Origin of the sequence: Paracoccus haeundaensis (assembly GCF_006239215.1) — a bacterium.
Taxonomy (GTDB): Bacteria; Pseudomonadota; Alphaproteobacteria; order Rhodobacterales; family Rhodobacteraceae; genus Paracoccus; species Paracoccus marcusii.
In genome coordinates, this window is sequence record NZ_VDDC01000020.1 from 49,225 (window position 1) to 68,476 (window position 19,252).

At 67.6% G+C, this 19,252-nt stretch carries 18 protein-coding genes and 1 tRNA gene; 13 read left to right on the forward strand and 6 right to left on the reverse strand.

Annotated elements, in window-relative coordinates:
- A complete protein-coding gene (locus FHD67_RS12055) occupies nt 1-558 on the forward strand; it encodes a TRAP transporter small permease (protein WP_139598816.1) in 558 nt (185 codons plus the stop codon).
- Entirely contained in the window at nt 555-1,823 is a 1,269-nt protein-coding gene (locus FHD67_RS12060) for a TRAP transporter large permease (RefSeq protein WP_139598817.1), read from the forward strand. The genes FHD67_RS12055 and FHD67_RS12060 overlap by 4 nt, the downstream gene beginning before the upstream one ends.
- 39 nt (nt 1,824-1,862) lie before the next feature.
- Here the strand turns inward: FHD67_RS12060 and FHD67_RS12065 are convergent, their stop codons facing one another.
- Together FHD67_RS12065 and FHD67_RS12070 are read right to left on the reverse strand one after the other, a co-directional pair.
- On the reverse strand, nt 1,863-2,753 hold the full coding sequence (locus FHD67_RS12065; RefSeq protein ID WP_139598818.1) for a hydroxymethylglutaryl-CoA lyase: 891 nt from the start codon (nt 2,751-2,753) through the stop codon (nt 1,863-1,865).
- Entirely contained in the window at nt 2,750-3,961 is a 1,212-nt protein-coding gene (locus FHD67_RS12070) for a CaiB/BaiF CoA transferase family protein (RefSeq protein WP_139598819.1), read from the reverse strand. Before FHD67_RS12070 ends, FHD67_RS12065 begins: the two co-directional genes overlap by 4 nt.
- Before the next feature lie 197 nt (nt 3,962-4,158).
- On the opposite strand from FHD67_RS12070, the gene FHD67_RS12075 reads away from it, so the two are divergent.
- From FHD67_RS12075 to FHD67_RS12090, 4 genes are all read left to right on the forward strand, one after another.
- Nucleotides 4,159-4,866: a GntR family transcriptional regulator gene (locus FHD67_RS12075; protein ID WP_139598820.1), complete on the forward strand. Its 708-nt coding sequence runs from the start codon at nt 4,159-4,161 to the stop codon at nt 4,864-4,866.
- A 119-nt stretch (nt 4,867-4,985) separates the two neighbouring features.
- Nucleotides 4,986-5,498, forward strand: a complete 513-nt coding sequence (locus tag FHD67_RS12080) for a GNAT family N-acetyltransferase (protein WP_139598821.1) — start codon at nt 4,986-4,988, stop codon at nt 5,496-5,498.
- A 212-nt stretch (nt 5,499-5,710) separates the two neighbouring features.
- Nucleotides 5,711-6,841, forward strand: coding sequence for a glycosyltransferase 61 family protein (locus tag FHD67_RS12085; protein WP_139598822.1), 1,131 nt, complete (start codon nt 5,711-5,713; stop codon nt 6,839-6,841).
- A 52-nt stretch (nt 6,842-6,893) separates the two neighbouring features.
- Nucleotides 6,894-8,750, forward strand: coding sequence for a hypothetical protein (locus FHD67_RS12090; protein ID WP_139598823.1), 1,857 nt, complete (start codon nt 6,894-6,896; stop codon nt 8,748-8,750).
- A 54-nt stretch (nt 8,751-8,804) separates the two neighbouring features.
- Here the strand turns inward: FHD67_RS12090 and FHD67_RS12095 are convergent.
- Both FHD67_RS12095 and FHD67_RS12100 read right to left on the reverse strand, forming a co-directional pair.
- Nucleotides 8,805-8,880 (reverse strand) — tRNA-Ala (locus FHD67_RS12095).
- A gap of 190 nt (nt 8,881-9,070) precedes the next feature.
- Nucleotides 9,071-9,388, reverse strand: coding sequence for an FYDLN acid domain-containing protein (locus FHD67_RS12100; RefSeq protein WP_045982970.1), 318 nt, complete (start codon nt 9,386-9,388; stop codon nt 9,071-9,073).
- Nucleotides 9,389-9,485: 97 nt separating this feature from the next.
- On the opposite strand from FHD67_RS12100, the gene FHD67_RS12105 reads away from it, so the two are divergent.
- The 3 genes from FHD67_RS12105 to FHD67_RS12115 all read left to right on the forward strand — a co-directional run bounded on the left by FHD67_RS12105 (nt 9,486) and on the right by FHD67_RS12115 (nt 11,637).
- A complete protein-coding gene (locus FHD67_RS12105; RefSeq protein ID WP_139598824.1) occupies nt 9,486-10,181 on the forward strand; it encodes a M48 family metallopeptidase in 696 nt (231 codons plus the stop codon).
- Between the two features lie 25 nt (nt 10,182-10,206).
- Nucleotides 10,207-10,857: a GntR family transcriptional regulator gene (locus FHD67_RS12110; RefSeq protein WP_045982968.1), complete on the forward strand. Its 651-nt coding sequence runs from the start codon at nt 10,207-10,209 to the stop codon at nt 10,855-10,857.
- Between the two features lie 66 nt (nt 10,858-10,923).
- A complete protein-coding gene (locus FHD67_RS12115) occupies nt 10,924-11,637 on the forward strand; it encodes an intradiol ring-cleavage dioxygenase (protein WP_139598825.1) in 714 nt (237 codons plus the stop codon).
- On the opposite strand, the gene FHD67_RS12120 is transcribed toward FHD67_RS12115, so the two are convergent.
- Together FHD67_RS12120 and hemB are read right to left on the reverse strand one after the other, a co-directional pair.
- The gene (locus FHD67_RS12120) at nt 11,634-12,260 is read right to left on the reverse strand and encodes a lipid-binding SYLF domain-containing protein (RefSeq protein ID WP_045982966.1); all 627 of its coding nucleotides are present in this window, start codon (nt 12,258-12,260) and stop codon (nt 11,634-11,636) included. The genes FHD67_RS12115 and FHD67_RS12120 overlap by 4 nt on opposite strands.
- 70 nt (nt 12,261-12,330) lie before the next feature.
- On the reverse strand, nt 12,331-13,326 hold the full coding sequence (gene hemB / locus FHD67_RS12125) for a porphobilinogen synthase (RefSeq protein ID WP_139598826.1): 996 nt from the start codon (nt 13,324-13,326) through the stop codon (nt 12,331-12,333).
- A gap of 94 nt (nt 13,327-13,420) precedes the next feature.
- Between hemB and FHD67_RS12130 the strand changes: the two genes are divergently transcribed.
- From FHD67_RS12130 to FHD67_RS12145, 4 genes are read left to right on the forward strand one after another with little or no spacing between them, the layout of a single operon-like run.
- Nucleotides 13,421-13,993 (forward strand): hypothetical protein, encoded by a 573-nt coding sequence (locus FHD67_RS12130; protein WP_046001078.1) that lies wholly within the window; start codon nt 13,421-13,423, stop codon nt 13,991-13,993.
- 40 nt (nt 13,994-14,033) lie between these two features.
- The gene (gene mfd / locus FHD67_RS12135) at nt 14,034-17,516 is read left to right on the forward strand and encodes a transcription-repair coupling factor (protein WP_139598827.1); all 3,483 of its coding nucleotides are present in this window, start codon (nt 14,034-14,036) and stop codon (nt 17,514-17,516) included.
- Nucleotides 17,513-18,643 (forward strand): aminodeoxychorismate synthase component I, encoded by a 1,131-nt coding sequence (locus FHD67_RS12140; protein WP_139598828.1) that lies wholly within the window; start codon nt 17,513-17,515, stop codon nt 18,641-18,643. The genes mfd and FHD67_RS12140 overlap by 4 nt, the downstream gene beginning before the upstream one ends.
- Nucleotides 18,604-19,245 carry an aminotransferase class IV family protein gene (locus FHD67_RS12145; RefSeq protein WP_246071283.1) on the forward strand — a complete coding sequence of 214 codons (642 nt, stop codon included), beginning with the start codon at nt 18,604-18,606 and terminating at the stop codon, nt 19,243-19,245. Before FHD67_RS12140 ends, FHD67_RS12145 begins: the two co-directional genes overlap by 40 nt.
- Nucleotides 19,246-19,252 lie beyond the last annotated feature (7 nt).

Below are 19,252 nucleotides of genomic sequence, written 5' to 3' on the forward strand. Positions count from 1 at the left end.
ATGACTGCATCCCGTGGCGCGCTGCGCCTGGCGGACGGGCTGTCGCTGATCGCGGCGCGCCTGTCCGAGGTGGGCATCGTCGCCATGACGATGCTGCTGACCTATGAGGTGGTGGCGCGCTATGTCTTTCGCGCCCCCACGCATTGGACATCGGACGTCGCGACCACAGTGATGATCTGGCTGACCTTCCTGGCGATGGGCTATTGCCTGCGCGACGGGCACATGATCCGCATCACCGCCGTCATCGGGCAACTACCCCCCGCAGGCCGCAAGGCGGCCGAGGCGCTGAGCCTTGTGGCGATCCTGGGGTTCTCGATCTTTGTTCTGTGGGTCGCCACGGGGTCGATGCTGGATTCGATCGCCTTCGGGCGGCGCCAGCCCTCGATGCTGCGGATGCCGACCTGGATTGCCGAACTGCCGATCGTCCTTGGCTTTGCGATCCTGGCCTTGCAGGCGCTGGCGGACCTGATCCGGCTGCCGGGCCGTCCCGCCCCCGATTTTGCCAGCAGCGCCGAACAGGAGCTGTCGCACAACGCCCCTGGGGAGGCCGGACGATGACCCCGTTCCTGATCTTCGGCGCGCTTCTGGCGCTGCTGATGACCGGCATTCCGGTGGCCTTCACGCTGGGCATCCTGGGTGCGGGGCTGTTGGCCATCGACGGGTTGCCGCTGTCGATGGTCGCCAGCACGCTGTTCGGCGGCATCAACGATTTCGTGCTGCTGGCCATCCCGCTGTTCCTGCTGATGTCGAACCTGCTGCTGCGCGGGGGGATCGGGCGCGACCTGTTCGTCGCGATGCAGAGCTGGGTGGGGCATTGGCCCGGCGGTCTGGGCATCGCGGCGCTGCTGTCCTGCGGGGTCTTCTCGGCCATTTCGGGCAGCTCGATCACCACGGCCGCGACCGTCGGCACCGTCGCCATCCCCGAGATGGTCAAGCGCGGCTATTCGCGCAGCCTGACATTGGGCCTGATGGCCGCGGGCGGCACGCTGGGGATCATCATCCCGCCCTCGGTCCCGCTGATCATCTATGGCGCGATCACTGAACAAAGCATCGGCCAGCTGTTTCTGGCCGGCGTCGGCCCGGGCATCCTGCTGATCGTGCTGTTCGGCGTCTATGTCGTCATCGCATCGGCGATTCAGGGCACGCATCAGGCGATGCCGCGCGCGACATGGCACGAACGTCTGGCCGCGACGCGGCGCGCCCTGCCGACGCTTCTGCTGGCGGGCACGATCCTGGGCGGCATCTATGGCGGGATCTTCACCCCGACCGAGGCCTCGGGCATCGGCGCATCCGTCGCGTTGCTGATCCTGGCGGCGGGCGGGCGGCTTAGCCGCGCGGTGTTCCTGGGCGCGGTGCGCGACACGGTCAAGACGACGACGGTCATCTTCCTGATCGTCATCGGCGCCAAGATCTTCGGCCAGGCGATCACCCTCTATCAGCTGCCCGCGCAACTGGCTTGGCTGTTCGAGGACTACTTCAACACGGCGACGCTGGCGCTGCTGCTGATCGCGGTCATGCTGATCTTCATCGGCTTCTTCCTGGAAAGCATGTCGATGCTGCTGATCATGGTGCCGGTGCTGATGCCGACGGTGATCGCGCTTGGCATCGATCCGATCTGGTTCGGCATCTTCTTCGTGCTGCTGATCGAGGTCGCGCTGATCACCCCGCCGGTCGGGCTGAACCTGTTCGTGATCCAGTCGCTGGACCGCGCGCCGTTGTCGGTGGTGGCCAAGGGCGCGCTGCCCTTTGTCGCGATCATGCTGGGGTCGGTGTTTCTGATCGCGCTGTTCCCTCAGATCGTCCTGGCGATACCGGGGCTGTAGTGATCGGCGCCCGGCCGGACGGCCGGGCGCCGATGCAGGTCAGGCGCCGAACCAGCCTGCGCGGGCCAGCTGGCCGGTGATCTTGTCGGGCACGCGTTCGGCCAGCCACTCCACCAGCAGGGCCAGCCGGTCGTGATCCAGGCCGGTGTCGATCCCCTCGCGGTGCAGCAGGTAATGCACGTCCTCGGTCGCGATGTTGCCGGTGGCGCGGGGCGCGAAGGGACAGCCGCCAAGCCCCCCGATGGACGCATCTATGATGCCGGCGCCGCGTTCCAGCGCCGTCATCAGGTTGGCATAGCCGGTGTTGCGCGTGTTGTGCAGGTGCACGCCCCAGGCAAGGCCGTCCAGCGCGTCGCGGCAGGCGTCATGGACCCGCGCGATGTCGCGGGGGGCGGCGACGCCGATCGTGTCGGCCAGCACGATCCGGTCGGCACCCGCCGCGCGCAGCGCCTCTGCCATCTGCGCGATCCGCGCGGGCGCGATCTCTCCCTCGAACGGGCAGCCATAGGCGGTGGCGATCACGCCGGTCAGCTGCCGCCCGGCCTGGCCGACCATCGGCGCCACGGCGGCAAAGGCCGCGAGGCTGTCGTCGCTGCCCATGTTCTGGTTGCGCCGGCAGAACGTGTCCGACGCGACGACCGCAAAGCGCAGTTCGCGCACCCCGGTCGCCAGCGCCCGTTCGGCCCCCCTGCGGTTCAGGACCAGGGCCGACAGCTGGACCGCCGGCAGGGGCGGCAGCGCCTCCAGCACCGCCTCGGCATCCGCCATCTGCGGGACGCGGGCCGGGTTCACCATGCTGACCGCCTCGATCTGGCGCAGCCCCGCGGCTGCCAGTTCGGCGATCAGATGCGCCCGCTCCTGGACCGAGAACAGGCGCGGCAGGTTCTGCAGCCCGTCGCGCGGGCCGACCTCGCAGATCGTGACGCTCATATCACGCCCCGCACCTTGAGATCCTCGATCGTCTCCTCGCCAAGGCCGATCCGGGCATAGATCTCAGCGTTGTGCGCGCCCACCTCCTGCGGGCCCAGCCAGGCGATGTCGCCGGGCGTCTCGGACAGGACCGGGAAGACGCCGGGAACGGTGATCGTGCCGAAATCGTCGTCGTGATGGTCACGCACCATGCCGCGTTCGCGGAAATGCGGGTCCTGGACGACCTCGGCGATCGAGTTGATCGGGCCGAAGACCACGCCGAACTGTTCCAGCCGCGCGGTCAGGTCGGCCACGTCCAGCGATGCGGACCAGGTCGCGATCATCGAATCCAGCAGCCCCGCGTTCTCGCCCCGCGCGATATGCGTTACGAAGCGCGGATCGTCCGCCAGATGCGGCTGGCCCATCGCCTGCGTCAGGCGGCGGAACATCGCATCCACATTGGCCGCGATTACGACATAGGTGCCGTCTCTGGCCGGATAGATGTTCGACGGCGCGATCTTGGCAAGCCCGGTGCCGGACGGCTGACGGACCTCTCCGGCCTTGGAATATTCCGTGACCGTGCTTTCCAGCATCGCAAAGCAGCTTTCGGTGATGGCCGCGTCCACGACCTGGCCGCGCCCGCCGTTCCGGTCGCGGTGATACAGCGCCATCATCATCCCCTCGAACGCGAACAGCGCCGTCAGCGTGTCGCCAAGCGAGATGCCATAGCGCGGCGGTGGCATGTCCGGATAACCGTTGATATAGCGCAGCCCCGACATCGCCTCGCCCACCGACGCAAAGCCGGGTCGCGCCGCATAGGGGCCGGTCTGGCCAAAGCCCGAGACCCGCACGATCACCAGCCCGGGGTTCAGGGCGTGCAGCTGCTCCGGGCTCATGCCCCACCGTTCCAGGGTGCCGGGCTTGAAGTTCTCGATCAGGACATCGGCCTGCGCGATCAGCGACCGCGCCAGCTCCTGCCCCTCGGCGGCACGCAGGTTGATCGAGACGGATTTCTTGTTGCGTGCCATGATCGGCCACCACAGCGTCTTGCCCTCGTGCTGCAGGCGGCCCCAGCTGCGGATCGGATCGCCGCTGCCCGGCGCCTCGACCTTGATGACCTCGGCCCCGAAATCGGCGCAGCGGCTGCCGACGAACGGTCCCGCCAAAAGCTGCCCCATTTCGACGACCCGCAGGCCCTGCAGCGGCCCGAACGGTGCTTTCCCTGTCATTGCCATCCCTCCCTGATGCGTTCATGACGGGTGTAATCCGCGCGGCCTAAAATTTGTATCCAATTTTTGGGCTGAAGATCGATTTTCTACGGTACCAGTGAAGCATGCCGGCTTTCCTGCACTCATTGCCGGGGATTGTAATGCCCCCGACCAGATGATGAACTGCGCCCCAGCAGCACGTGGCGGAAGGGTTCGAGATGCAGCCGGAATCAGCGGAAAGTGCGTCCAGGCGGGCCTATCGCGAACTACGCCAGGCGATCCTGGAGCGACGCCTGCCGTCCGACCACAAGGTGACCGAGGTCGGGCTGGCCGAGGACCTGGGCATCTCGCGCACGCCCATCCGCGAGGCGATCAAGCGCCTGCTGCTGGAGGGACTGCTGGAGCGTCGCAAGGGGCAGGGGCTGTGGTGCGTGGTCCCCGACGCCGACGAGGTCCGCGAGATCTTCGAACTGCGATTGCGGCTGGAATCCTATGCCGCCGCCAAGGCCGCCGAACGCGCGACGCCTGCCCAGATCGAGTCGCTGACCGCCTCCGCCCACCGCATGCAGGCGCTGGCGCAGGTCGCCGAGGACAGCGAGGCCTTGATCGCCGGCATCGACCAGGAGAACGCCCGGTTCCACGCGCTGATCGCCGAGGCGACGCAGTCCCCAAGACTGATGCACCTGATCCGCGCGACGGTCGACGTGGCGCTGGTCACGCGCACCTTCCGCCGCTTCACGCCCCAGCAGCGGCGCCGTTCGGCCCGACATCACCTGGAGATCGCCGCCGCCATCGCCGCCCGCAGACCGCACTGGGCCGAACGCATGATGCAGGTCCACATCCTGTCCGCCGAGGATACGATGGACAGCGATTCCGCCCCGGACGCGTCCGCCGAAACCCTGTTCCAGGCCGGCGGCCATGACTGATCGCACCCGACCAACCATCGGAACGCGGCCATCTGCGGCACCGGTATCCTGCCGGATTTGCGGCGTATGAACTGGTTGCCGGTGGGCCCGCACGCAACGTCCCGATCAAAGGCGATGGCATGAGATTTCGCCTTGCCGAACCTTCCGATGCCCCGATGCTTGCCGCCATCTCGATCGAGGTCTGGCTGGGCACGTACATCCGTCGCGGCGTCAGCGACGCTTTTGCCACCTACGCCCTGACACAGTTCACCCCCGCAAGGCTGGCCGCGGTGATCTGCGACCCGGACGAACATGTCATCGTCTCTCAGAACGACGACGGGCCGGACGCATTCATCCGCATCAGCAGCGGAAAGGCGGCGCCCGTCGCTGGCTGCTCCACGACCGAGATATCCACCCTCTATGTCCAGCCGCGGCACCAAGGCCGCGGTCTGGGTCGGGCGCTTCTCCACCAGGGGTTGGATCATGCGGCGGGCAAGGGCGCCGGTTCGGTCTGGCTGACGACGAATGCCGAGAACGCCCCGGCGATCGCCTTCTATCAAGGGAACGGATTCGACAGGGTCGGCACCACGGCGTTCCGGATCGCCGATCAGACCTATCCGAACGACGTGTTCAGCCGCGCCACCGCCCGATAGGGCCACGACACCGCGGCGTGCCGGACGGGAATGCCGCCGGGGTGGATTGCCGCGGTCATCCCGTCCGTCCGAACGGCATTTGCTGCATTTGAGCGTGGCCGGGGCGTGTAGCGGCTGGACCGGATCGTTCCGGTCCTGTACCGTTCTCTCTTGAGTTGAAGCATCATGTACCATTTCATCCCGAAGATTTGCAGCCATCGGAGCGTTTGACGATGTTCGACCTCGAAGCCCCCGACGATCTGGTTCTTGTTCAGGACGCGATCCTGGTGCCACCGCCCGTTGACGGGCGGGGCCGCCAGCAGGCGTCGGGCGTTCTGACACCCGACGGGCGGATGGTCGAAAACTCGATCAGCTGGTCGAACAGCCGAGAGCCCGTGAATGCCGCCCCCGCCATGCCCGACACGGTCGAAACCCTGTCCGGCTGCTGGATGTTCGGGGGGACGCTGTACGGCCATTTCGGCCATTTCATCACCGAAAGCTTTGCCCGTGCATGGGCGCTGGACGCGCTGCGGGGCCAGATCGACGGCGTGCTGTTCACGCCCAAGCAAAGCTCGGCCAACCTGGAACCGATGCTCAAGGCCCTGCGGCCGCTGATGGATTCGTTGGGACTGGATGTGCCGGTCCGCTGCATCACCACGCCCACCCGGGTCGAGCGTCTGCACGTGCCGCGCCAAGGCGTCGGCATGGGCGATCTGACCGTGGGCAGCGCCAAGTTCCGCGACTTTGTCGGCGCGCATGCCGGCGCGGGGATCGACCCGGCGGGGCCCGAACGGATCTATGTCTCGCGCAGCCTGCTGCCCGCGCAGCGTGGCGGCCTGATCGCCGAAAGCCTGCTGGAAGAATATCTGGCCCAGGAAGGCTATCAGATGTTCCATCCGCAAAAGCACCCTGCGGCGGTCCAGATCGCGCACTACAAGGCCGCGCGGGACATCATCACGGTCGACTGCTCTCCGCTGCACATGATGGCCTATGTCGGCAATGCCGCGCAGCGGGTGGCGATCCTGACCCGGCGCAGCATGGACTTTGCACCCGGCTTCGTGCGCCAGCTGCAGACCTTCACTGGCATGACCGCGTTCGAGATCAACACCTTGGAACGCGACTGGGTTCAGGGCGGCGCGCTGCGCCCCGGACGTGGGTCGTTTGGCGAAATGGACTTTCCGCGGACCTGGCGGATGCTGCGCGATCGCGGCATGATTAGCGGCGACACGCCATGGCCGGCACTGACCGACAGCCAGCGCGACGCGGATCTGCAGCGAATCGCCGACCTGCACGGACAGGCCTTCAACCCGTTGGACGAAAATCTGGAACGCCACGCCAGAAGAACGGCCAAGGCCTCGGCATGAGGGGCCATGATCTCTCGGCATCGGGCAGGTCCGGTCGGATGTCGCCGCCCCGATGACCGGCAGCAACGTGTCCGACGGCTCGACCCCGGGGTCGGATGGCGCATCGGTGCCTGCGCCCATGGTCCTGACGCTGCCTGACACCCCGGACAGTCAGGTCGCCGCGGTCACGCTGCAGGGCCAGCGCGACCTTTCGCTCAGGGCGCATCCGCCCGGCACGGTTCTGTCCGCCGGGCCGGATGGGATCGATATTGTCCAGGGTACCAGCCTGCGATGCGTCCTGCCTGCGACGGGATATCTCAATGCCACCGCCGTGCTGCTAGAGTTCAGCTTTTCTCAGGACGCGCCATCTCCTCATGCGACCATATTGTCCTTGATCGATGCTAATGGGCGAAACCTTTCGTTTCGGGATATGGGGACGCGGTGGATTGTACGGGCTGGTGCCGCGCGGATGGATTTCGTCAGTCGATTGCAAAATCGGCAAACGGTGACCTTCCTAATGACTGCGGACGGTCATCTGATCACCTATCACAGTGACGGAATGATCGAAGAGAGCAGGTCCCACGATCCCATTGATCAGCTACAAATCCGTCAGATTCAAATCGGCAATAAAGCTCCCATAAGACTGCACGCGTTGCGAATGCATCTTTTTGAGAGGGGCGGGTACGCTGACTTACGAACGTGGATGTCGTCATGGTGGGCATCAGCCGAAAAACTGGTGCCCGGATCGCCAATGCTTATCCATTTTAATGGCCAGTCGCTGGCGTTAGGGCCGGATGTGCCTGCGAACGACAAGCTGGAACTGGCCGACTTGGGCCGCCCTGATGTAAAGATGCTCAGTGGGCTCTACACCGGATCTGAAAGACGTTTAGTCGATCTCCAAGGGCTACAAATGCGTGTTGGGCCTGTCGATGTTTCTGAAGCCGTCTTCGCACGCGTTAGCATAGCAGGGCCGATGCCACCGGCGCTTTCGATGGCTCAAGCGCTGTCCGGCCTGAACAGCGAGTATGCCGGTCATTGCAGGTACGCACCGATTGCTGTTTCAGGCAGCCCAGTCTCCGGGCAGACCATCGCCGTTTTGGATCAGTCCGACGGGCTGGTCCGTCAAAACATGGACATGATCATCAACGGCACGCACCTTGCGTATTTGCGGGAGGGGAGCGCGCCAGAGACGGTCGTCTATTTCTGGATCCAGGGAGAAGCCGACCGCCAAGCCGCGCCGGGTGTGTATCTGAACGCCTTGCAGGCGCACTGGAACCGCATCCGGGCCCGGCTGGACGATCTTTACCCCGCCGCGCGCAAGATGATCCTGTTGATGCAGACCGCGGGGTCGGACCAGTCGCATCACGGCAGCGACACGAACCATGCCGCCGCTGATCAGCTGGCCTTCGTGGCCGGGCGCGACGATGCCGTGATGGTGGGGCCGATCTATCCCTCGGCCCTGTCCGACCGCGTGCACCCGGACCTGCACCATTCCCGCATCATGGGAGAGCTGGCGGCATGGGCCCTGCGAGAAACCATGACAGGGCGCGGCTGGACGATCCCGCGCCCGACCGCACGGCGTCAGGGAGACCGGATCACGTTGAGCTTTGCCCTGCGCCCGGACGAAGCCCTGGCGGCCCATCAGGCCTCGCCCTATGGCGGCCGGGGCATCGACGCGTTTCTGGGCGTCGAGGTCACCGGCGGCGGCATGATCACCGCGCTGGCCCTTGACGGCCATGATCTGCACCTGACCATCGACGGGCCGGTTACCGGCGTACGCTATGCGATGCAGCGCCAGAACATGCGGGTCGAGGGGAATGCCCATCCGGCCCGCCGCGGCCTGTTGCGTACGACGCTGTCGCGACCGGCCGTTCACTTGCCGGGGACGATGCTGCACCGCTGGCTGCCAGGCTTCAAGATCGACGTCTAGACAGGCCGGCCTTGCGGGTCGGCTCAGCTGTCTGAAATGTCAAGGAAAGTCTAATGGTGGAGCCAAGGGGAATCGAACCCCTGACCTCTTGAATGCCATTCAAGCGCTCTACCAACTGAGCTATGGCCCCACCGTGAGGTCCGCGAAGCGCGTCTGCGCCGCCGCGTGTGGGGTCTATAGGAGGGGGCGCGGCGGGGTGCAAGCGGAAAATCGGCGGTGCCGTGCAGTTTCCGGAAATTCCCCCGGCAGGCCTGCGCGGCGCTCCGCATCGATGCGCCGCAACGAAGAAGGCCGCGCCATTTCGGGCGCGGCCTTGGGTCTTATTCCTCTTCGTCGCCCGCGACATCGGCGATGTCGTCCAGCGACACGTCGCCGTCGTCGTCGTCCTCTTCCAGCAGGTCGTCGTCGATCTCGCCCGCGTCGTCGGCGATATCCTCTTCGTCGTCGACCAGTTCGTCGTCATCGTTCGCCGCGGCCGTCTTCTCGGTCACAAGCGTCTTGCCACGACCGTCGGTCAGGCTGGTCACCGTGAACGTGTTCCCGCAGGCCGGGCAGGTCATCGGATCTGCCTTCAGGTCGTAAAAGCGGGTGGCGCAATGCGGGCACAGGCGTTTGGTGCCCCATTCCTCTTTGGGCATGGTATTCTCCTTCAGCCGCGATTAGGGGAAATCGGGTGATCCCCTGCCACAGAGGCCAAGGGGTGTCAAAGGCTTTATCTGGCAGGCCAAGGCGGGCATGGCAAGCGGCGATCAGCAGATCATCATCGAAGAGGGGCTGGCGGTGCGTCTGCGGCGGTCGCCGCGCGCACGGCGGATGACCCTGCGCGTGCCCCGCGACGGGTCGGGCGCGGTGCTGACCCTGCCCGTGGGGGTACCCCTGGCCGAGGGACAGGATTTCGCGCGGTCGCGCCGGGACTGGCTGCGCGCGGCGGTGGGCCGGCTGCCCCTGCGACAGGCGGCGGTGCCCGGCGCGGCCCTGCCGGTCGAGGGGCGGGCGCTGATCTTGACACCGGCGCCGGTGCGGCGCGCCCAGGTTCAGGACGACCGCCTGCTGATCCCCGAAGGACGCCCGGCGGGCGCCGTTGCGGCCGCCTGGCTGAAGCATCTGGCGATGCTGCGCCTGCGGGTGGCCTGCGACCGATTTGCGGAGGCACTGGGGCGGCCCTATGCCGCCATCGCCCTGCGCGACACGCGGTCCCGGTGGGGCAGCTGCACCCATGACGGGCGGCTGATGTTCTCGTGGCGCTTGGCGATGGCGCCGCCGGTCGTGCTGGACTATGTCGCGGCGCACGAGGTCGCGCATCTGGCGCATATGGATCATTCGGCCAGGTTCTGGGCCCAGGTCGAGGCGCTGATGCCCGGTCATGCCCCGCATCGGGCGTGGCTGCGCGCGCAGGGGGGCGATCTGATGCTGTGGCGGTTCCGCGATTGACGCAGCCCGGATTTGTGATCACATCATGGCCATGAGCCCGACCGACCCCACCGCCCATGAACGCCTGTATCGCAGCCTGCGCAGCCAGATCATGCTGGGGGAACTGCCGCCGGGCAAGGCGCTGACGCTGCGCGGCATCGCGCGCGATCACAACCTGTCGATGACCCCCGCGCGCGAGGCCGTGCGCCGCCTGGTCGCCGAAGGCGCGCTGACCCTGTCGGGATCGGGACGCGTGGCCACACCGGCCCTGTCCGACGACCGGATCGAGGAACTGGCCGCCCTGCGCGCGCTGATCGAGCCCGAGCTGGCGGCCCGCGCCCTGCCGCGGGCGCATTTCGCGCTGATCGACCGTCTGGCGGTGATGAACGGACGGATCGCGGATGCCGTCGAGCGCCACGATGCCGTGGGTTATATCCGCTGCAACCTGGATTTTCACCGCATGCTGTATCTGCGGGCGCAGGCCCCCGCGATGCTGGCCATGCTGGAGACGATCTGGCTGCAGCTGGGACCGACGATGCGCGCGCTTTACGGTCGTGTGCGGCGCAACGAACCGCCGCGCCATCACCGCATGATCCTGGCCGCGCTGCGCGCCGGTGACGAGCCCGCGCTGCGCCTGGCGGTGCGGGCCGACGTGACGCACGGCCTGCGGCACCTGACCTCGACCGAGGGCGCCTGACGGCAATGTGACTTTGCCCGCGCGCCCCGCCGGGCATCATGGCATCCCGACCACAGGAGATGCCCGATGATCGACCGCCGTCAGCTGTTGCGAAGCCTGGCCATCGCCGCGCCGTCCGTGCTGGGCATCGGGGCGGTGGGGCAGGCGCTGGCCCAGGATGCCCGTGCCGCCCGGCTGATCGCCGCAAACGTCTGCCAGGTGACCCCGGCGACGACGCAGGGGCCGTTCTACTTCGATCCGCGCCTGATGCGCGGCGACATCCGCGACGGGCGCGCGGGCTATCCGCTGGCGCTGCGGTTGCAGGTGGTGGATGCGGCCTGCCGGCCCATCCAGGGCGCGCGGGTGGATGTCTGGCATTGCGACGCGCAGGGCAACTACAGCGGCTATCCCGGCCAGCAGCAGGGCGACCTGAGCGGAGAGACCTTCCTGCGCGGCGCGCAGGTGACCAACCAGGCCGGGCGGGCGGCGTTCCGCACCATTTGGCCCGGATGGTATCAGGGTCGCACGGCGCATGTGCATTTCAAGGTGCTGGTGGGGGAACGCGACCTGCTGACCGGTCAGATCTTCTTTCCCGACCGCTTCAGCCGTGCGGTGTTCGACCAGCTGCCCGATTACGCCCGCGACAGCACGCGGGGGCGGATCTTCAACGATCAGGACGGCATCGCGCGCCGCGCGGGGCAGGGCGCCTATGCCGAGGTCACGCAGGTCGAGGGCGGGTTCGAGGCCGCGATGGTCATCGGTCTGGCCGATGACCGCGGGGCTCTGTTGTCGCGATCCTAGCCCTGCACGCCCATCGGCGGCAGGCCCAGATTGCCGAACTGGACGTTGGGCAGGGCCGAGGGGATGACGCGGGTGTATTTCGTCCCCTCGATCGCCGCGCCGGCGATCAGACCCGACTGGCCGAAGATCATCGCCACGACCGGGAACTGGGCGCTGAACGTGTCGGCCCCCACCGCCATGCCGCCCGACGGCAGCGCGTAATAGGCGCCGGCACCTGCGGTCCAGCCCGGTGCCGCGCGGAACGCGGTCAGCGCCTGTTCGTCCTGGAAGATCAGCACATGCGCGTATTGCTGCGCACCCGCCTGAAGCCCCACGGTCGCGCGGGTGGCCGAGTAATAGTCGACGGTCTGCCCGCCGATCCGCAGCGCGCCCTGGCCATAGGCGCCGCCAAAGCCAAGCGCGGCTTCGGTCATCAGGGGCATGTACAGCACGCCGCGGGCGTTCTGCAGCAGGGGTTGGGATGCGGGATAGGTGGTCACCAGATACTGGTGCGTCTGGTCGACGCGCGCATCCAGCTGGGCGGCCGCGTCGCTGCCGACCGCGTTGCTGCAGCCTGCGGCCAGCAGGGCCGCGCCCCCGGTCAGCAGCAGGTTGCGACGGGACAGGTGGATCGGGTGGGTCATGTGTCGCCTCGTGTCGGGGTGCGGGGCTCGTCTCGGCCCGTTGGCGCGCAAGATACGCCAGCCACCGGCGTCATGCCAGCATTTCGGCCACCGTCGGCGCAAAGTAGCTAAGCACCCCGTCGCAGCCCGCGCGGCGGAAGCCCAGCAGGCTTTCCACCATCGCGTCGCGCGACAGCCAGCCGTTGCGGATCGCCCCCTCGATCATCGCGTATTCGCCGCTGACCTGATAGGCGAAGGTGGGCGCGCCGAATTCGTCCTTCACGGCCCGGCAGATGTCCAGATAGGGCATGCCGGGTTTCACCATGACCATGTCCGCGCCCTCGGCCAGGTCGCGCGCGACGCAGCGGATCGCCTCTCCGCGGTTGGCGGGGTTGATCTGATAGGTCTTCTTGTCGCCCACCAGCCGGCCCGACGCACCCACCGCATCGCGGAACGGCCCGTAGAACGCGCTGGCGAATTTCGCGGCATAGGACAGGATCGCGACGTTCTTGTGGTCATGGCGTTCCAGGGCGGAGCGCAGGGCGGCGATGCGCCCGTCCATCATGTCGCTTGGCCCCAGGATGTCCGCGCCGCAATCGGCCTGGACCAGCGCCATGCGCACCAGCGCCTCGATGGTCTCGTCGTTCAGGATCTCTCCGTCCCGGACCAGCCCGTCATGGCCGTTGGCGTTATAGGGGTCCAGCGCGATGTCGGTCATCACGACCAGGTCGGGGACTTCCTCCTTGACCGCGCGGATGGCCAGGTTGCCGATGTTGTCGGGATCCCATGCGCGGGCGCAGTCGTCGGTGCGGCTGGCCTGGTCGGAATGGGGAAAGATGCAGATCGCGGGGATGTTCAGCCGCGCCGCCCGTTCCGCCGCCCGGCGCGCGCCGTCCAGGGTCAGGCGTTCCACCCCGGGCATCGAGGCGATCTCGCCCTCGGCGCCGGCGACCTCTGTCACGAAGATCGGCCAGATCAGGTTGGCGGGGGTCAGGTTCCGTTCCGACACCATCGCGCGGATGTTGGCGTTGCGGCGCAGCCGACGCAGGCGGCCGGCGGGGAAGGGGGCGATGATGGGACTGGCCATGGGGGCCTCCTGTCTGGGGTGGGGCAACCGTGCCGCTTTTCCTTGGTTGAAACCCGTTCTAAGGTCGCGCGCAGACAAGGACAAGGAACTGCCCGTGCCGCAATTCGACAACCTGATCGGGCTTCTGGGCAGCCGGTCCTTTTCGACGATCTGGTTCTGGCTTGTGCTGATCGGCATGTGGTCGGTCGCTGGCCGCAGCGTGCTGGGCATCCCGACCGAGGTCCTGGCCCGCGCCCGGGCGTCGCTGGCGGGCGACGATGCGCAGGGACCGGCGGTCATCACGCTGCTGGACTGGCTGTCGCTGATCCTGCCCCGCTGGCAGCTGCGCCCGCGCGAGGGGGCGGCCTTTCTGGGCGTCACCAGCTTCCTGATGACCTCGCTGGCGGTGCTGGGGTTCGTCTTCTGGCTGGAGATGGCGCAGGCGCTGACGCTGCTGCTGCTGCCGTTCTGGGTGCTGTTCTGGATGCGCGTGCGCCTGGCACGGCGTCTGGTGCCGCTGGTCCATGCCGCGCAGGAGGGGCGCGCCCCCGTGTCGCAGGCGGCGGGCGATGCGGCCCGCGCGATGGTCTGGCACAAGCGGTTCGTGACGATCCTGTCGATGATCGCGGTCGCGGTGACGGCGTTGTGGGGGGCATTGTGGACGGTCCTGCATCCCGTGGGCTTCTGACCCGCTTGACTTCCCCGCGCAGCCGCTTAGGTCAGCATCCATGTCCGACAAGCTGATCCTGTCCGGTGCGCCCGAAGGCTATGACGCCGCGCTGATCGCGCGCGAGGCGGCGCGACCCGAGAACCGTGGCGCGCCCGTGATCCACGTGGCCCGCGACGACCGCCGCATGGAGGCGATGCGCCAGGCGCTGACCTTCATGGCGCCGCATCTGCCGGTGCTGGATTTCCCGGCCTGGGACACGACGCCCTATGACCGCATCTCTCCGGCGCCCGAGGTTCAGGCCGCGCGCATGGCGACGCTGGCGGGGCTGGCGCAGGGGCGCATCAAGGGACCGTTCGTCCTGCTGACTACGCTGAATGCGGTGCTGCAACGGGTGCCGGCCCGCGATCTGGTCCGCGGCACGGCCTTCATCGCGCGCGTGGGCGACCGCATCGACGAGGTCGCCCTGCGCGAGTTCCTGGTGCGCATGGGGTTCGCGCAGACCGCGACCGTGACCGACCCGGGCGATTACGCGATCCGCGGCGGCATCATCGACATCTATCCTCCCGGCACCACCGGGCCGATCCGCATGGACCTGTTCGGCGACGTGCTGGACGGCGCGCGGCGGTTCGATCCCGACACGCAGCGCACCACCGAAAAGCTGGACCGGATCGAGCTGGCGCCAATGTCCGAGGTCATCCTGGACGAACCCTCGATCACCCGGTTCCGGCAAAGCTATCGCACCGAATACGGCGGCGGGACCAGCGATCCGCTGTACGAAAGCGTCAGCGCGGGCCGCAAGACGGCCGGCATGGAACATTGGCTGCCGTGGTTTCACGACCGGATGGAGAGCCTGTTCGACTATGCCCCCGGCGCGTCGGTGGTGCTGGACGATCATATCGGCCAGGTGATCGACGCCCGCCGCACGATGATCCGCGAACAGTTCGAGGCGCGTCGCGCCGCGATGGCTGCCAAGGGGCGGGCCGACACGGTCTATAAGCCCGTGCCACCCGACGCGATGTTTCCGACAGATGCCGAATGGGACGCCTGGCTGGCCCCGCACCGGGTGCTGCGCCTGTCGGTCCTGCAGCAGCCGCCCGGGCCGGGCGTGCTGGACGCGGGCGGCCGCCAGGGGCGCAACTTTGCCCCCGAACGCCAGGCCGAGCAGATCAACCTGTTTGGTGCGCTTGCCGATCACGTCAAGGCGCTGGCGCGCACCCACCGCGTCATCATCGCCAGCTTTTCCGACGGCGCACGCGAACGCCTGTCCGGTCTTCTGACGGACGAGGGGCTGGCCGGGGCCAAGCCCATCGCGGACATCCGCGACCTGCCGGACCAGCCGGGCAGCATCGGCCTGACCGTCTGGCCCCTGGACGAGGGTTTCGTGGCCGACGGCAGCGCCTTGGGGCGGCTGGCGGTGATCTCGGAACAGGATGTGCTGGGCGACCGGCTGATCCGTGGCGCCAAGAAACGGCGCAAGGCCGACAACTTCCTGAAGGACACCCAGACCCTGTCGCCCGGCGATCTGGTCGTGCATGTCGAACACGGCATCGGCCGATACACCGGCATCGAGACGATCATGGCGATGAAGGTGCCGCATGACTGCGTGGCGCTGGAATATGCAGGCGGCGACCGGCTGTTCGTGCCGGTCGAGAACATCGAGCTGCTGTCGCGGTACGGCCACGAGGAGGGCCTGCTGGACCGGCTTGGCGGCGGAGCCTGGCAGGCCCGCAAGGCCAAGCTGAAGGAACGCATCAAGCTGATCGCCGACAAGCTGATGCGCGTCGCCGCCGAGCGCCTGCTGCGTCCCGCCCCGGTGCTGGAGCCCGACGATCACGACTGGCAGGCCTTTGCCGCGCGCTTCCCCTATAGCGAGACCGACGACCAGCTGTCCGCCATCGAGGACGTGGCCGGCGATCTGGCCATCGGCCGCCCGATGGACCGCCTGATCGTGGGCGACGTGGGGTTCGGCAAGACCGAGGTCGCCATGCGCGCGGCCTTCATCGCGGCCAGCCAGGGGATGCAGGTCGCCGTCGTGGCCCCCACGACCCTCCTGGCCCGCCAGCACTACCGCAGCTTCGTCGAACGGTTTCGCGGCACCGCCATCACCGTCCGCCCGCTGTCGCGCTTTGTCAGTGCCAAGGACGCGTCGGCCACCCGCACCGGCCTGTCTGACGGCAGCGTGGACATCGTCGTGGGCACCCATGCAGTGCTGGCCAAGGGCGTGCGGTTCAAGAACCTGGGCCTGCTCATCATCGACGAGGAGCAGCATTTCGGCGTCGGCCACAAGGAGCGGCTCAAGGAGCTGCGCAGCGACATCCACGTGCTGACCCTGACCGCGACGCCCATTCCGCGCACGCTGCAGCTGTCGCTGACGGGGGTGCGCGACCTGTCGGTGATCGGCACGCCGCCGGTCGACCGCCTGGCGATCCGCACCTATGTCAGCGAATTCGACACCGTCACCATCCGCGAGGCGCTGCTGCGCGAGAAGTATCGCGGCGGGCAGTCGTTCTTTGTCGTGCCCCGCCTGACCGACCTGCCCGAGATCGAGCATTGGCTGACCGAGAACATGCCCGAGATGTCCTATATCGTGGCGCATGGCCAGCTGGCGGCGGGCGACCTGGACAGCCGCATGAACGCCTTCTACGACGGCAGCCACGATATCCTGCTGGCCACGACCATCGTCGAATCGGGGCTGGATATCCCGACCGCGAACACGATGATCGTCTGGCGCGCCGACATGTTCGGCCTGTCGCAGCTGTACCAGATCCGCGGTCGCGTGGGTCGTTCCAAGGCGCGGGCCTATGCGTACCTGACCACCAAGCCGCGTGCGCCGCTGACGCCGCAGGCGATGCGGCGGCTGAAGTTCCTGGGCAACATCGACGGCCTGGGCGCGGGCTTCAACCTGGCGTCCCAGGACCTTGACCTGCGCGGTGCCGGCAACCTTCTGGGAGAGGAGCAGTCGGGCCACATCAAGGAGGTCGGGTTCGAGCTGTACCAGGCCATGCTGGAGGAGACGATCGCCAAGCTGAAATCCGGAGAGCTGGAGGGCACGCCCGAGGACGAATGGGCGCCGCAGCTGAACCTGGGTGTGCCGGTGACCATTCCCGACAGCTATATCCCCGATCTGGACGTGCGGCTGGGTTTGTATCGACGCCTGGCCGACCTGACGACCAAGGTTGAGCTGGAGGGCTTTGCGGCGGAACTGATCGACCGCTTCGGCCCGCTGCCGCGCGAGGTCAACACCCTGTTGCTGGTGATCCGTATCAAGGCGATGGCAAAGCGCGCCAATATCGCCAAGCTGGACGTGGGCCCCAAGGGCATCACGGTCCAGTTCCATCAGGACAAGTTCCCCAACCCCGCCGGGCTGGTCGATTTCCTGTCCGACGAACGCGGCACCGCCAAGGTCACCGACAACAAGGTCGTGCTGAAGCGCGACTTTGCCACCGACGGCGAACGCATCAAGGGCGCCTTCGCCGTGGCACGCGATCTGGCGGCCAAGATCAAGGAAGGCCGCGCCGCTGCGAAAAAGGCCGCCACGTGACGGGCGGGCAGATCCGGTTCGACACCGGGCCCTTGGGCGACGGCACGCTGTTCCGCGCCCCGAAGGCGATCATCCGGGCGGACAGCGCGGTGGGCGTGGGGCCGGCTCTGGCCGCGATGCAGGCGGCGACCGAGCGGGGTTGCTGGCTTGCGGGGTATCTGTCCTACGAACTGGGTCACGCGCTTATCCCGCGGCTGGCCGGGCTGATGCCTGCGGACCGGCAGATGCCGCTGATCCTGATGGGGGTTTTTGACGGCCCCCATCCCGCGGATCCGCTGCCGTCACCCGACGGCGTCGCCATCGGCGGGGTGCGCCCCCTGTGGGATCGCGCGCGCTATGACGCGGCCATCGCGGCTGTGCACGGACTGATCGAATCAGGCGACACCTATCAGATCAACCTGACATTCCCGTTGCAGGCCGAGGTCGAGGGCGATCCCTTGGCGATCTATGCCGCGCTGGCCGCCCGACAGCCGGTGGGCGAGGGGGCCTTTGTCGATCTGGGAGGGCCGGTCGTCCTGTCGCGCTCGCCCGAGCTGTTCTTTGCCGTCGATGCCGACAGGCGCATCACCACCTGCCCGATGAAGGGCACGGCCGCCCGCGGCGACACCCCGGCAAATGACGCGCAGGCCGCGCAGGCGCTGCACGGATCGGCCAAGAACCGGGCCGAGAACCTGATGATCGTCGACCTGTTGCGCAACGACATCAGCCGCATCTGCCTGCCCGGCACCGTTCGCGTCCCGCAGCTGTTCCATGTCGAGACCTATGCCACCGTGCATCAGATGGTCTCGACAGTGCAGGGTCAGCTGGCGCCCGACGCGGGGCTGGCACAGATCCTGGCGGCGCTGTTTCCCTGTGGGTCGATCACCGGAGCGCCCAAGGTCCGGTCGATGCAGATCATTGCCGAACTGGAGGGCGCCGCGCGCGAGGTCTATTGCGGGGCCATCGGATGGGTCGATCCGGCGGGGCCGATGCGGTTCAACGTGGCGATCCGGTCGCCTTGGGTGGAAACGCCGGGGCGGTTGCGCCTGAATGTCGGCGGCGGCATCGTGCATGACAGCCAAGCCGGGTCCGAATGGGAGGAAGCACTGTGCAAGGCCGCATTCTTGGGCCGAACCCCGAAGGCCTGACCGTCTTCGAGACGATGCGCGCCGAGGCGGACGGCCGTATCCCCCTGTGGCCGCGCCATCTGGCACGTCTGCGCCGCGGCTGCGCGGCGACCGGCATCGCGCTGGACGAAGACAGCGTCACGGCGGCGTTGGCGGGGCTGCCGCATGGTGCGGCTCTTCGGGCGCGACTGTCGGTCGATCAGGCGGGGCAGGTCGCCCTGACCCATGCACCGCTGCCGCCGAACCCGGCGGTCTGGCGGGTGGTCCTGTCGGACATGCGCCTTGAGGCGGGCGACCCATGGTTGCGGATCAAGACATCGCATCGACCGATCTATGACGCCGCCCGCGCGGCGCTGCCCCCCGGCATCGACGAAGGGTTGCTGAGGAACGCCGACGGGGAGCTGTGCGAGGGCACGATCACCAACATCTTCCTGCGCCGCGATGGTCGACTGCTGACGCCGCCGTCGCGCAGCGGGTTGCTGCCGGGCGTCCTGCGCGAGACGCTGCTGGCCGATGGTCGGGCACAGGAGGCCGTGCTGACGGTGGCGGATCTGCAGCACGGCCAGCTTTACTGCGGCAACGCCTTGCGCGGCTTGATCCCGGCACGGCTGATTACACCTTGATCCGGAG